Source organism: Helicobacter vulpis, from assembly GCF_003660395.1.
In the GTDB taxonomy this organism is placed as follows: Bacteria; Campylobacterota; Campylobacteria; order Campylobacterales; family Helicobacteraceae; genus Helicobacter; species Helicobacter vulpis.
The window spans coordinates 14444-27356 of sequence record NZ_QXQT01000001.1; the positions used below are offsets into that span (position 1 = coordinate 14444).

Below are 12913 nucleotides of genomic sequence, written 5' to 3' on the forward strand. Positions count from 1 at the left end.
AACATGAAAGTTAGACCCTCTGTAAAGAAAATGTGTGATAAGTGCAAGGTTATTAAGAGGCGCGGCGTGATTCGCGTGATCTGCACCACTCCCAAACACAAACAAAGACAAGGATAGACATGGCAAGGATCGCAGGGGTAGATTTACCCAAGAAAAAACGCATGGAGTATGCCCTCACCTATATCTATGGCGTGGGTTTGAAGAGCTCTAGGGATATTTTGCACAAGGTGGGGATCTCTTTGGATAAACGCGTGCACGAACTCAGCGAAGATGAGATCTCTAGCATCACTAAGGAGATTCAGGCAAACTATGTCGTAGAGGGGGATCTACGCAAAAAAGTCCAAATGGATATTAAGGCGTTGATAGATTTGGGGAGTTATCGGGGTATCCGCCATCGCAAGGGCTTGCCCGTGCGCGGACAAACCACCAAAAACAACGCGCGCACCCGCAAGGGCAAGAAGAAAACCGTGGGCAGCAAGTAAGGAGAGCGCATGGCAAAACGAACCGGTATTAAAAAGAAAATTGTCAAGAAGAATATCGCTAGGGGCGTGGTCTACATCGCCGCCTCTTTCAACAACACCAATATCACCGTTACAGACGAGATGGGCAATGTGATTTGCTGGGCAACTGCTGGGGGTTTGGGCTTTAGGGGGTCTAAGAAATCCACCCCCTATGCCGCCCAGCAAGCCGTAGAGAGCGCGATGAGCAAAGCCAAAGAGCACGGGGTTAAAGAAGTGGGGATCAAGGTGCAAGGGCCTGGGAGCGGGCGCGAAACCGCCATTAAAAGCGTGGGGAGCATTGAGGGGATCAAAGTGCTTTGGATCAAGGACATCACACCCCTGCCCCACAATGGTTGCCGACCCCCTAAAAGAAGACGCGTATAAGGAGCAGACATGGCAAGATATAGAGGCGCAGTAGAGAAATTAGAACGCCGTTTTGGGATTTCTTTAGGGCTCAAGGGAGAGAGGCGTTTGAGTGGCAAGAGCGCGCTAGACAAACGCGCCTATGGTCCGGGGCAACACGGGCAAAGACGCGGAAAAATTTCAGATTATGGCTTGCAGTTGCGCGAAAAGCAAAAGGCCAAAGCGATGTATGGCATTTCAGAGAAACAATTTCGCTCCATCTTTAGGGAAGCCAACCGCATGGAGGGCAATACGGGGGAAAATTTGGTACGCCTGCTTGAGAGGCGTTTAGATAATGTGGTCTATCGTATGGGTTTTGCGACCACTAGGAGTTTTGCGCGCCAGTTGGTAACCCACGGGCATATTTTAGTGGATGGCAAGCGCATGGACATCCCCTCTGCCTTTATCAAAAGCGGGCAAAAAATTGAAGTGAGGGAAAAAAGCAAGGAAAACCCCCAGATCACACGGGCGGTAGAGCTCACCAATCAAGTGGGGGTTGTGCCCTGGATTGATGTGGACAAGGATAAGAAGTTTGGGATTTTTACGCGCTATCCTGAAAGAGACGAAGTAAGTTTGCCCCTTGAAGAGAGATTGATTGTGGAACTCTATTCTAAATAGTAGGTGCTAGCATGAAAGTCATTAAAGTGGCGCCACAAGCGCCTATGCATATCAGCATAGAGAGGATCAGCGACAGACAGATTAAAGTGTATGTCTCTGCCTTTGAGGCGGGCTATGCCATCACCCTAGCCCATCCGCTAAGACGACTCTTGCTCTTGAGTTCTGTGGGATATGCGCCCATTGGAATCAAGATCGAGGGGGTTGCCCATGAATTTGATTCGTTGCGCGGGGTTTCTGAGGATGTGGCTTTGTTCATCGCCAATCTTAAAAACATCCGCCTAGTGGGTAAAAATCTTGACAACGCCCAAAACGATCAGGTCATGGTGCAATACACCTTTAAGGGGCCAGCCAAATTGAGCGGACGGGATTTAGAAAATGAAGAAATCAGCGTGATCGATCACGATGCCTACTTGGCCACTATCAACGAAGATGTGAATTTGGAATTCTCCCTCATCGTACAAAAGGGTATGGGCTATGTGCCTTCTGAGAGCATTCGGGGCTATATCTCTAGCGACTATATCCCCTTAGATGCCTATTTTACCCCCGTTAAAAGAGTGGTTTACAACATTGAAAACATGCTTGTAGATGGCAATCCTAATTTTGAAAAGCTCATCTTTGAGATCGAGAGCGATGGGCAGATCGACCCCCAAAAGGCCTTTCAAGATGCCATCAAGACCATGAACGCCCAAATGCATATCTTCAACACCAATATCGCTGATTGCAAGGGGAACACCCATTTAGAAGAGGGCTTAGAGAGAGACCTTGTGATGGAGATCGAGAGCTTGAATTTGAGCGCGCGTTGTTTTAATTGCTTGGATAAAATCGGGCTTAAGTATGTGGGCGAGTTGGTGCTCATGGGCGCGTATGAGCTCAAAAATATCAAGAATTTGGGCAAGAAGTCCTATGATGAGATCGCTGAAAAATTAGAGGGGTTGGGGTATCCTGTGGGCTCTGAACTCTCTGTAGATTTCAAGACTTCTTTGCAGGCAAGATTGGAAAAATTAAAGAATGAGGAGCATTAATGCGGCACAAGAATCGCTTTAGAAAATTGGGCAGGACGAGCGCGCACCGAAAGGCCTTGCTTAAAAATCTTGCCATCTCTCTAATTGAGCATGAAAAAATCGAAACGGGCGTGTTTAAAGCTAAGGAATTGCAATCCTATGTAGAAAAGCTCGTAAGTGTGGCTAGAAAGGGGGATTTTAACGCCCACCGCCATGTGTTTGCGTACCTGCAAAACAAGCAGGCGACCCATAAACTGGTGACAGAATTAGCCCCCAAATATGCCACACGCAAGGGGGGTTACACCCGCATTCACAGAAGCGCGATCAGAAAGGGCGATGCTTCTGTACTGGCTTTTATCGCCTTTGTCTGACGCTCTAGCCTAAAAGCCCCCTTAATCTTGAGGGGGTTTGTGGTGCGTGCACTTTGTTTGAAGTTCTTTTTCCCATTTTTTTAGTTTTCGTAAGATTCTCTGTTTAAACACATTCTAACGAGTTTTCATGCTAACATAATCGCAATTTTGTATCAAAATGAGATGTTAGAAAGGTTGGGGCTGTGTGATGAGAGTGCGTATTTTCGCTTGTTTTTTAGCGACTTTTGTGGCCAATGGTTTGGCGCGCTTTGGGTATGTAGTATTAATCCCCTTGCTGATCCTCTCAGGCAAACTCAGCGAAGCCCAAAGTATCCAGTTGGGCATTGCGGTGATGGTGGGCTATATCTTTGGGAGTGTCGCCCTCAATATTCTGCAGAAGTATCTCTCTCTAGAGAGCATCGCCAAGATCAGTTTCTTGGTGGTGGCTCTAAGCTTCTTTGCGTGTTTCTTTGATTCTTTGCCCTTTATATGGGCGTGGACATGGCGCTTTTTGGCGGGCATTGCTTCGGCGTGTTTGATGGTGTTGTCTGCGCCTTTGTGTCTCTCTTTTGTACGCGAGCGATCCCGCTCGCTGGTGAGTGGTTTGATCTTTAGTGGAATTGGGGTGGGGGTGGTCTTTAGCGGGTTTGTTCTCCCGCATTTTGCCCATGCAATTGATTGGGCGTGGCTTTTTCTAGGGGGGATTAGTTTGTTAGCCTTTTTGGTCTCTAGCACCTCTTTAAGGACACTCTATCCCCCAAAACCGGTCGCTAAAAGAGAAAAAGTAGCCAAAACCCCCTACTTTTTCATATTGCTCTTGATTTCTGTAATACTCAACGCTATTGGCTATTTGCCCCATACCCTCTTTTGGGTGGATTACTTGGTGCGTTTTTTACATTTTAGCAATACAAGTGCAGGCGCGTCATGGGCATTTTTTGGCTTTGGAGCGGCTTTGGGCACGATTTTAAGCGCTTCGCTAGCCCAATGGATGGGTTTGAAAAACGCTTCCATTGTTGTGCTATTGCTAAAAACCCTCTCTTGCGTTATCGCAGCTTTTTCTACCCATCTCTTTTGGCTGGACATCTCTATTTTTCTGATGGGCTTTGGCACAACGGGGAATTTAACCCTCACAAGTACGATGGCTTTTCACATCATGGGCAAGGCGCATTTCGTGCAGGCTTCTAGCCTCGTTACGATGAGTTTTGGGATTTTCCAAGCCCTTTTCTCTTTTATTTTTACCTTCGCTCTAGGGCATCTGAGCTTTTATTTCATGTTCCTTCTGTGTGGAATCGCGCTTTTTATAAGCTATCTTGTTTTACTCCCCATCCCTAAGACTGTTTTTCAGAGGGTGTCTTAAGCGATTCTCTCAAATTCTTAGCTCTTAGGTTATTTACCCTTTATTAAAGCAGATTTTTTAGTATCCTGCAAGCGGCTTTGACCGCTCATTTTGCTAGTAAGGAGTTTTTTATGGGTAGCATTGGAAGTATGGGTAAACCCATTGAGGGATTTTTGGTCGCGGCGATTCAATTCCCCGTGCCTGTAGTCAATAGTCGTGCCGACATTGACAAGAACATTGAGAGCATCATTAGAACCTTGCATGCCACCAAAGCAGGCTATCCGGGCGTGGAGCTCATCATTTTCCCCGAATACAGCACGCAAGGTCTTAATACCGCCAAGTGGTTGAGCGAAGAGTTTCTGCTAGATGTCCCGGGTAAAGAAACGCAAATGTATGCTGATGCGTGTAAAAAAGCGGGGGTTTTTGGGGTGTTTTCTGTGATGGAGCGCAACCCCGATCCCAATAAAAACCCCTACAACACCGCGATCATTATCAACCCTAAGGGTGAGATTGTTTTAAAATATCGTAAATTGTTTCCTTGGAATCCAATTGAACCTTGGTATCCAGGCGATTTGGGCATGCCCGTGTGTGAAGGCCCTGGAGGCTCTAAATTGGCGGTCTGTATCTGCCATGACGGCATGATCCCTGAGCTCGCGCGCGAAGCCGCTTATAAAGGATGCAATGTTTACATCCGCATCTCAGGCTATAGTACTCAAGTGAATGATCAATGGATTTTGACCAACCGCTCCAACGCGTGGCACAATTTGATGTACACCGTGAGCGTGAACTTGGCCGGTTATGACAATGTCTTTTACTATTTTGGAGAGGGGCAAATCTGCAACTTTGATGGCACCACCCTTGTGCAAGGACATCGCAACCCATGGGAAATTGTAACAGGGGAAATCTACCCCAAAATGGCGGACAACGCCCGCTTGAGCTGGGGCTTGGAGAACAATATCTACAATTTGGGACACCGCGGTTATGTGGCTAAACCAGGCGGAGAAAGCGATGCGGGCTTGACCTACATCAAAGATTTGGCCGCAGGCAAGTACAAATTGCCCTGGGAAGATCACATGAAAATCAAAGATGGCTCCATCTATGGCTATCCCACCACCGGCGGGCGTTTTGGCAAATAGGGTTTAGGGGGGTTAAGGAGGGGTTCACCCCTTGTAGGGGTGCTTTCATCTAAATACCATGAGTTTTTGAATACGGGAGTGTGTTTATCAATCCATGCTAGCATGGGGGGCTATTCTTTGGAGAGTGCTTTTGCGCGTTGTGGAACAGAGAGATTTAAATGTGCGCTTGGGGGTGTTTTACATGGCTTTGGGGGCGTTGAGTTTTGGTTTGCTCAACGCGCTCATCAAGATGCTAGGTTCTTACTACTCACCCCTAGAGAATATCTTTTATCGCTCCTTTTTCATGCTCTTTTTTCTATGGGGGCTTTACTACATCAAACCCTTTTCTTTTAGAGCGCACAAACCCGGAGGGCTCGCTCTTTTGATTTCTAGGGTGTTTGTGGGGCAGATGGGCATGATCTTGATCTTTTACAATATCGCGCACATGGATCTGGGCAGCGCGATCGCCTTTAGTCAAAGTGGACCCATTTATGCCATTTTCATCGCGTGGTGGGTACTTAAAGAGCGCATCACTTGGCAATTGGTGCTCTCTGCACTCTTGGGGATCTTGGGGGTGGGTTTTGTGGCTAACCCGCACACCAGTGGGCTCTCTTGGGGATTGGTGGTTTCAGGGATTTTAAGCGGGTTGATGATGTCTTGTGCCTATGTGAGTTTGAATAAACTCAAGGAGTATTACGATGGGGGGTTTGTGATCGTGGTGTTTTCGGTGTCTTTAACGCTGATGAGTCTAGCTCTGATGTGTTTTGACATCCCCCCCTTTGCCTCAGGCTACCACCCCTTGCGTTTTGAGGGGATGTGGTGGCGTTGGGATTTGTGGCTTTTAATAGGCACGGGTTTAAGCGGGGCGTTGGGGCAGTGCTTTATCACCAAAGCCTATATGATCGCCCCAGCCGGACTCATCTCACCCGTGGATTACACCCGCTTGTTATGGGCGGTGCTCTTTGGTATGCTCTTGGGCGACCCCCCTTTGCATTTTTTGCAAATCTTGGGCATGGGGCTTATCGTGCTCTCTGGAGTGCTCATCGTGCTAGAGAGCAAAACCAAAACAAAGGCAAAATATGAATCGACAAACTCTTAACTTGCTTTTAGAATGCCATGTTCTAGGCATTGTGGGCTTGAGCCCTGACCCGCATAAGGACAGCCACAAGGTCGGGGCGTACCTGCAAGCGCAGGGCTATCGCATTGTGCCCATTTACCCCAAAGTGGATGCGCCCATTTTAGGTCAAGCCGTTTATGTTACCCTCCAAGAGGCGCACCGTGCCCACCCCCTAGATGGGGTGATTGTCTTTAGAAAATCTGCAGCGATCATGCCCTTAGCCCAAGAGTTTTTGAGCCTTACACCCCTCCCCAAACTCTTTTGGATGCAATTAGGCGTTCAAAACGCCCAAGCCACTCAGTTATTGCAAGAGCATGGCATAGGGGTGGTCCAAGATCATTGCGCCCTCATAGAACACCACAGAGCACAAGGTTAAGCAATTCTCCCCTCCAGTGTGCCCAGCCCCCTTTATAGCCGTCTTTTAGGCTTGTTGGTGGTGGTGAGTTTGACACTAGGGGTGGTGAAGAGTTTAGAGATTTCTATTAGCTATAAAGAAGCCCTGCTCTATTTTAGCACGCCTAGCTTTTGGCTGGACGCTCTTTTGTTGGGGGCGTTGCGCGATTTGGTGGGGGTGTTGGGCAAATCCCTCCCCCATGATTTGGCTTTGCGTCTGCCCAGTTTGCTTTTGCACGCGCTCAATCTCATCTTGCTTTACAAACTCAGCCTCAAGCTCCAACCCAAAAAACCCTATGATCCGCTCCTCAGCGCGCTCACCTTCGCGCTGCTCCCGGGCGTGCAACTGGGTGCGATCCTCTTGGGTAAGGTGAGCTTGCTCTTCACCCTAGCCCTCTCTAGCATGCTCTTATTCCACACGCGTGTCTTTTACGCGCTAATCCCCCTGCTTGCCCTCTTTGATCCAAGCTGTATGGTCTTGCTCACCGCCCTTTTCTTATACGCGCTCAAGCACAAACACCGCCTCAAAACTAGCTTGTTGGGCGTGGCTTTGATGTTCAATGTACTCTATTTTAAACCCGTCTCTGGGATGCCCCAGGGCTTTTTTTTAGAAACGCTTTTTGTGATGTTTGTACTCTATTCTCCCTGTTTATGCCTCTATTACCCCTATGCGCTCTATGCGCAAGTGATCAAGGCGCGCCAACAGGATAGCTTGGTGGGTATGGTGGGCGCGGTGGGCTTTTGCCTGCCCCTGCTCTTATCCCTACGCCAAGAAATCAGCCCGCAATTTCTAGCCTATGGCGTGTTGGGCATACCTATCTTGCTCAAACACGCGCTCTCTAGTATCCGCGTACACCTCCCCCTTTTTCGCACCCATTATCGGATTCGCTACAGCCTTGTCTTTGGTACTTTGCTTTTAGAAAGTGTGTACTTGTGGGGGGGGTATAATCCCTTTGTGCGCACCCACTACATCGCCAAAGAACTCGCCTCAGCCCTGCAAGCCCGGGGCGTACACGCCCTGCACACCTTCGCGCCTAAGATGGCGTTACGGCTGCGTTTCTATGGCATTCAAGAGGGGGGGAAGGTCTTTTTGTTAGAGAGCGACAAACCCGGGGACATCAACATCACCTATAACCGCAAAATTGTCGCTAGCTATAATCTCGTGTACAAGCCCTAGTTTTTGCGCATTAGCGCGTCTATTTGGGCTTCATAGCTGTAATAATCCAACACTTCATAGAGTTCTTCTCTAGTTTGCATGCGCGCAATTTGATCCCTTTGCGTGCCCCTTTCTTTGATGTCTATATACACCTCTAACGCCGCTTTATTCATCGCTCTGAACGCGCTTAAGGGGTAAAGTGCCATAGACACCCCCACACTTTTGAGCTCCTCAAGGGTGAATAGGGGGGTGCGCCCAAATTCGGTGATATTGGCTAAGATGGGCACGCTCACAGCCTCAACGAACGCGCGGTATTCTTCTAAACTCTGCAAAGCCTCCGCAAAGATCGCATCCGCGCCCGCTTGTACATACGCCTGCGCGCGGGCATGGCAGATTCTAGCCCTTCTTGGGCGCGCGCATCCGTACGCGCGATCAAGTAAAAATGCGGGTCTAGTTTTCTAGCTTGGTGGGCTGCCTGCAGGCGATCGCACATCTCTTGGGTGGGTACACATGCCTTGTTGGGGCGGTGTCCACAGCGTTTTGCGCTCACCTGATCTTCTAAATGCGCCCCGGCCGCCCCGCTTTTAATGAGCTGGGTGATGGTTCTAGCAATGTTGAGCGCGTGCCCAAAGCCCGTATCCGCGTCCACAATCAAGGGGGTATCACAGACCGCACAGATACGCCGTACATCTATACACACTTCTTCTAAGCCTGTAATGCCCAAATCCGGCAAGCCATAGGACGCGTTTGCCACCCCCGCCCCAGACAAATACAAAGCCCTATGCCCGATTTTGCTTGCCTGCAGAGCTTGATAAGCGTTGATCGTGCCCACGATCTGCAAGGGCGCGCGCTCCACTAATGCCTGTCTAAATCTCTCTCCTGCACTCATGCACGCCTCCTAGAAAGCAAAGAGGTCGCTAAAGGTGTCAAAATCCATTTGCAATAACGCGTTTTCATGAAAGACAATCTCTTCAATCTGACTAGCGCGTTTGAGGGCATACACCTCTCTTAAAGCCTGTTTGAATTTTTGATAGAGCAGGGGCAACCCCTCTTCGCGTCTGAACCTGTGCCCGATGGGGTAATGGACTTCTAGTTTCTGGGTTTTTGTGCCGTCTTTAAAGAACACCTGCAACGCGTTGGCGATGGAGCGTTTGCTAGGGTCTAGGTATTCGCGGGTGTAGCGATCATCTACTGCAACTTCACTGAGCGCTCTTAAAGCATCGATGCGCGGGTCCGCAGCGCTCGCATCGCTGTAGGCGTGCTCGTTTAGATCCCCATAAATGAGCGCGTAAGCGACCATGTATTGGATGCAGTGATCGCGATCGGCGTAATTGTGCAACTCCCCTTCTTTATTGATAATGCGGTGTCCGGATTCTTGGGTGGTGATCTCAATCTTGGCGATGTCTTCTAATCTGTCTTTTACTTCTGCATGCAATTTGATCGCGCATTCTACCGCGGTTTGGGCGTGGAATTCTGCTGGGAAAGAGAGCTTAAAGAGCACATTCTCCATCACATAACTAGAAAATTCTTGGGGGATGTGCAAGACCTCGCCCCTTTCTTGCTGACTCTTCATAAAGACATCTTGATAACCCCAATACTGCGCGCTCAACGCTGAAGGGTAGCCCATTTCTCCACTGAGCGCTTTAAGGGCTAGATCCACACCTCTAGCGCTGGCATCCCCAGCCGCCCATGATTTTCTAGAACCCGTGTTGGGCGCGTGGCGATAACAGCGCAAACTCCCCCCGTCCACAAAGGCGTTAGAAACCCCATTGCGCACTTCTTCAAAACTCCCCCCTAGCAACCCTGCACCCACCGCTGTGCTGGCAATGCGCACCAATAAGACATGATCTAAGCCCTCTATGTTAAAACAATTCTCTAGGGCTAGAACGCCTTGAATCTCATGGGCTTTGATCATGGCAGTGAGAATCTGCTTGACTTGTAAGGGTTTTTGCCCCTTAGCGCGCCTATCCCGGCTCAAATAATCCCCCAAGCCCCAGATTGCCCCTAGATTGTCTGAGGGGTGTCCCCATTCAGCAGCTAGCCATGTGTCGTTAAAATCTAGCCAACGCACCATGCAACCGATGTTAAACGCCGCGCGGACAGGCTCAAGTTGATAAGTGGTGCCCGGGATTTTCGTGCCCAGTGGGCGCAGCTGTGCCCCGGGTACACTAGGTCCTAGTAATTTTGTACACTCTGGGTGTTTTAAAGAGAGCAGGGCGCAACCAATGGAGTCAATCAAGCACAATCTAGCGGTTTGGTAGGCTAATTCAGAAGTGATCTCATGATCCACCACATAGCGCGCGATACTAGAGAGCAATGTGTCAAATTCAGGTCTAGTAGTTTGCAAAGTTCCCATATGAGCCATGTGTGTCCTTAATGTTGAAATGATGAGATTATAATCTAGGAATCTTAACCCGCAAAAAGCGCATGCCCGATGCGTACCATATTTGCCCCATAGGCGATCGCGCATTCAAAATCCGCACTCATGCCCATAGAGAGAATGGAGGCTTGGGGCAGGGTGTCAAACAGATCCTTAGCTTGCCCAAAGGCGCGCTCTAGAGCTTGGGTGTGGTGGTGGCTGGGGGTGGGGGGGGGAGTGGGACCGATGACCATCATGCCCTTGAGACGAATATGCGGGCAGGTTTGGCTAATATGGGTGTATATTTCTAGGGCTTGTTCTGGGATCACCCCGCTTTTAGCGCTCTCTTTAGAAATATTGACCTGCAAGAGCGCATTAAGGGTGCTTATGCTGCGCGCTTCTATGGCTTGGGCGAGCTCTAGGGAGTCTAGGGCGTGGAATAAGAAAGGTTTGAGGGCTAAGAGTTTGTTAATTTTATTGCGTTGCAAATTGCCTAGCATGTGCCACTCTAGGGGCAGGGCTTGTAGGGTGTTGAATTTTGCTTGCAAGTCCTGTACTTTGTTCTCTGCAAAAGCGCGTTGCCCGCACGCATAAAGGGCGCGTACTTGTTCAGCGGTGGCGTATTTAGACACGGCAATGAGTTGTACAATATGGTGGCGGTTATAGCTCAAACGGGCTTTTTCAATGCGCTTGATGAGGTGATCTAGGCGTTTGGCAAAGTCCATATCTGTCCTTTAAGTGCTAGGGGAGTTGTGAATATGATAGCGTTTGTAAAGCGGATCGTCTAGGGGGGGGATAAGCCCTAGAGTGGATAATTTTTGCAAGACCTCTAAATTGCAATCGGTTTCTAGGGGCCACTCCCTGGTGTGCCCCTCTAGCGCGCCCTTATCTGTCGCGTCTAAAAAGACTAGCCCATTCTCTACTTTGAGATCGCGCTTGGCGTCTAAATTATTGGCGATACGCCAAAGCAACATGTAGGCGTTGTTGAGGTCGTTTTTGGACGCGTCCACAAAGATCATAATACTCAGCGCGCTTTGCAAGTCTTCAAGCCCACTTAGCGCGCCCAATAAGGGGCGCAAAGCCTTTTGCACCCCCACCACACAGAGGGGGTTAGCGGTGTGCGTGCCATATTGTTTTAAGATCAACGCTTCGGGCAACACCTCTTGTATGCGGGCTAATAAAAGCGCGTCTTCTAACACACAAGGGGTTTTAGAGCTGGGCGTGGTGGCGTCAATGCCCAATTTCCCCCCAAAGGCAAAGCTGGGGCTGGCATGATCGAGCGCATCGCACACGCCCTCGCTTAAGAGCAGTTTATGGGGATCAAAGTGGTTTAAAATATGCGTGAAAATGGCGGGGTAGTCTTGCAAGCTGGGGGCATCAGGTCCTACAAAAATGGCATGTTTGACAAAGCTCATCTGCCCCGTGCCCCAAAAGTGGTGCATGATTTGGCTGGCATGCGCGGGGTAACTGGGCGCGATCTGGGCTAAAATCAGATTGTGAAAGACCCCATTTTCAGGCATGTGATAATCTAAAAGTCCATAGGCGCTTTTTTGAATGAGGGGTAAAAAAAGCCGTTCGGTCAAATACCCCATATACTTGTCTTCTAAGGGGGGTTTGCCCACCACACAGGCTAGATAAATGGGATTGGGTCTGATGCGCAACGCGCCCACCTCTAAGAGAGGGTAGGGCTCTTGTGGGGTGTAAAAACCCGTGTGATCCCCAAAAGGACCTTCTAGGCGCATGTGTTCAGGGTCTACCCAGCCCTCAAGAATAATATCCCCATCGCGGGGCACACAAATAGGATTGGTGCGCGAACGCGTTAAAACAGGGCGTTTGCCCCTAAGCAAACCATAGAGCCAAAGTTCGAACATGCCATGTGGCATGGGCGCTTGCCCACACCAAGTATAGAGCGGATCGCCCCCAATGACAACACTCACGGGCATTTTGCGCCCCGCTTGTTTGTAAGCGTGGAAGAAGTGATTGCCATCTTTGTGGATTTGCCAATGCAAGCCCAAATGATTCTTGTCATAGACTTGCAAACGATATAGCCCCAAGTTTTTATGCGCCCCATCCAAGCTTTGGGTGTAAACCTGCCCCATTGTGATAAAGGGGGCGGCATCCCTCTCCCAAGTGGTGAGAATGGGCAGGTCGTAGAGATTGACTTGATCGCCGGTGTGCTCAATGTGGTCGGTGGGTTTATGGCTGATTTTGGGGACAAGATGAGAGAGGGTTTTTAGCATTTTGAGGGCATGCCAAATTTCTTTGAGACTCTTGGGTTTTTGTACGCGCAATAGAGCCTCTAACTGGGCAGAACAAGCCTCAATGGGCTTGCCTAAGATGAGCTCCATACGCCTAGAAGAACCAAAGAGGTTGATCAACACGGGCATGTTAAAGGATTGGTGGCGCTTGCCATCCATGGGTTTTGTACACAAAAGGGCTTTGCCCCCCTTTGGTTTTTTTGCCTCTAAATAGGCAAGATGAGGGATCTCTAAATAGATGTCTAAAGGGGTATCTAGGGTTTGTAGCTCCCCTAAGCTTTCTAGCTGGACAAGAAAAGTACGCACTT

At 49.3% G+C, this 12913-nt stretch carries 14 protein-coding genes and 1 pseudogene; 11 read left to right on the top strand and 4 right to left on the bottom strand.

Going from position 1 to position 12913, the window contains the following annotated elements; all coding sequences use genetic code 11:
• Window positions 1-3: 3 nt before the first annotated feature.
• From rpmJ to EAO38_RS00190, 11 genes are all read left to right on the top strand, one after another.
• Window positions 4-117, top strand: coding sequence for a 50S ribosomal protein L36 (rpmJ, locus tag EAO38_RS00140; protein WP_013469758.1), 114 nt, complete (start codon window positions 4-6; stop codon window positions 115-117).
• A 2-nt stretch (window positions 118-119) separates the two neighbouring features.
• On the top strand, window positions 120-482 hold the full coding sequence (rpsM, locus tag EAO38_RS00145; protein ID WP_121020240.1) for a 30S ribosomal protein S13: 363 nt from the start codon (window positions 120-122) through the stop codon (window positions 480-482).
• A 9-nt stretch (window positions 483-491) separates the two neighbouring features.
• Entirely contained in the window at window positions 492-884 is a 393-nt protein-coding gene (gene rpsK, locus EAO38_RS00150) for a 30S ribosomal protein S11 (RefSeq protein WP_121020241.1), read from the top strand.
• 9 nt (window positions 885-893) lie between these two features.
• Window positions 894-1520, top strand: coding sequence for a 30S ribosomal protein S4 (gene rpsD / locus EAO38_RS00155; RefSeq protein ID WP_121020242.1), 627 nt, complete (start codon window positions 894-896; stop codon window positions 1518-1520).
• Between the two features lie 11 nt (window positions 1521-1531).
• Window positions 1532-2542 (top strand): DNA-directed RNA polymerase subunit alpha, encoded by a 1011-nt coding sequence (locus tag EAO38_RS00160; RefSeq protein ID WP_121020243.1) that lies wholly within the window; start codon window positions 1532-1534, stop codon window positions 2540-2542.
• The gene (gene rplQ, locus EAO38_RS00165; RefSeq protein WP_121020244.1) at window positions 2542-2892 is read left to right on the top strand and encodes a 50S ribosomal protein L17; all 351 of its coding nucleotides are present in this window, start codon (window positions 2542-2544) and stop codon (window positions 2890-2892) included. The genes EAO38_RS00160 and rplQ overlap by 1 nt, the downstream gene beginning before the upstream one ends.
• Window positions 2893-3085: 193 nt before the next feature.
• Entirely contained in the window at window positions 3086-4228 is a 1143-nt protein-coding gene (locus tag EAO38_RS00170) for a YbfB/YjiJ family MFS transporter (protein ID WP_205588313.1), read from the top strand.
• 110 nt (window positions 4229-4338) lie between these two features.
• On the top strand, window positions 4339-5343 hold the full coding sequence (locus tag EAO38_RS00175) for a formamidase (RefSeq protein ID WP_121020246.1): 1005 nt from the start codon (window positions 4339-4341) through the stop codon (window positions 5341-5343).
• A 139-nt stretch (window positions 5344-5482) separates the two neighbouring features.
• A complete protein-coding gene (locus EAO38_RS00180; RefSeq protein ID WP_328588077.1) occupies window positions 5483-6421 on the top strand; it encodes a DMT family transporter in 939 nt (312 codons plus the stop codon).
• Window positions 6402-6815, top strand: a complete 414-nt coding sequence (locus EAO38_RS00185) for a CoA-binding protein (RefSeq protein ID WP_121020248.1) — start codon at window positions 6402-6404, stop codon at window positions 6813-6815. The genes EAO38_RS00180 and EAO38_RS00185 overlap by 20 nt, the downstream gene beginning before the upstream one ends.
• 18 nt (window positions 6816-6833) lie before the next feature.
• The gene (locus EAO38_RS00190) at window positions 6834-8009 is read left to right on the top strand and encodes a hypothetical protein (RefSeq protein WP_205588307.1); all 1176 of its coding nucleotides are present in this window, start codon (window positions 6834-6836) and stop codon (window positions 8007-8009) included.
• Here the strand turns inward: EAO38_RS00190 and prpB are convergent.
• From prpB to EAO38_RS00210, 4 genes and pseudogenes are all read right to left on the bottom strand, one after another.
• Window positions 8006-8877 (bottom strand): annotated as a pseudogene (prpB, locus tag EAO38_RS00195) (methylisocitrate lyase). The gene EAO38_RS00190 and the pseudogene prpB sit on opposite strands and share 4 nt — an antisense overlap.
• A gap of 9 nt (window positions 8878-8886) precedes the next feature.
• Window positions 8887-10353 carry a 2-methylcitrate dehydratase gene (prpD, locus tag EAO38_RS00200; RefSeq protein WP_121020250.1) on the bottom strand — a complete coding sequence of 489 codons (1467 nt, stop codon included), beginning with the start codon at window positions 10351-10353 and terminating at the stop codon, window positions 8887-8889.
• Between the two features lie 44 nt (window positions 10354-10397).
• Window positions 10398-11072, bottom strand: a complete 675-nt coding sequence (locus EAO38_RS00205) for a YggS family pyridoxal phosphate-dependent enzyme (RefSeq protein ID WP_121020251.1) — start codon at window positions 11070-11072, stop codon at window positions 10398-10400.
• A 9-nt stretch (window positions 11073-11081) separates the two neighbouring features.
• Complete coding sequence (locus tag EAO38_RS00210; protein WP_121020324.1) at window positions 11082-12911, bottom strand: menaquinone biosynthesis decarboxylase; 1830 nt, start codon at window positions 12909-12911, stop codon at window positions 11082-11084.
• Window positions 12912-12913 lie beyond the last annotated feature (2 nt).

Bases quoted from the DNA above. Each gene is read 5' to 3' on its own strand.
- rpmJ (WP_013469758.1), top strand. From the start codon at position 4: ATGAAAGTTAGACCCTCTGTAAAGAAAATGTGTGATAAGTGCAAGGTT.
- rpsM (WP_121020240.1), top strand. From the start codon at position 120: ATGGCAAGGATCGCAGGGGTAGATTTACCCAAGAAAAAACGCATGGAG.
- rpsK (WP_121020241.1), top strand. From the start codon at position 492: ATGGCAAAACGAACCGGTATTAAAAAGAAAATTGTCAAGAAGAATATC.
- rpsD (WP_121020242.1), top strand. From the start codon at position 894: ATGGCAAGATATAGAGGCGCAGTAGAGAAATTAGAACGCCGTTTTGGG.
- EAO38_RS00160 (WP_121020243.1), top strand. From the start codon at position 1,532: ATGAAAGTCATTAAAGTGGCGCCACAAGCGCCTATGCATATCAGCATA.
- rplQ (WP_121020244.1), top strand. From the start codon at position 2,542: ATGCGGCACAAGAATCGCTTTAGAAAATTGGGCAGGACGAGCGCGCAC.
- EAO38_RS00175 (WP_121020246.1), top strand. From the start codon at position 4,339: ATGGGTAGCATTGGAAGTATGGGTAAACCCATTGAGGGATTTTTGGTC.
- EAO38_RS00185 (WP_121020248.1), top strand. From the start codon at position 6,402: ATGAATCGACAAACTCTTAACTTGCTTTTAGAATGCCATGTTCTAGGC.
- prpD (WP_121020250.1), bottom strand. From the start codon at position 10,353: ATGGCTCATATGGGAACTTTGCAAACTACTAGACCTGAATTTGACACA.
- EAO38_RS00205 (WP_121020251.1), bottom strand. From the start codon at position 11,072: ATGGACTTTGCCAAACGCCTAGATCACCTCATCAAGCGCATTGAAAAA.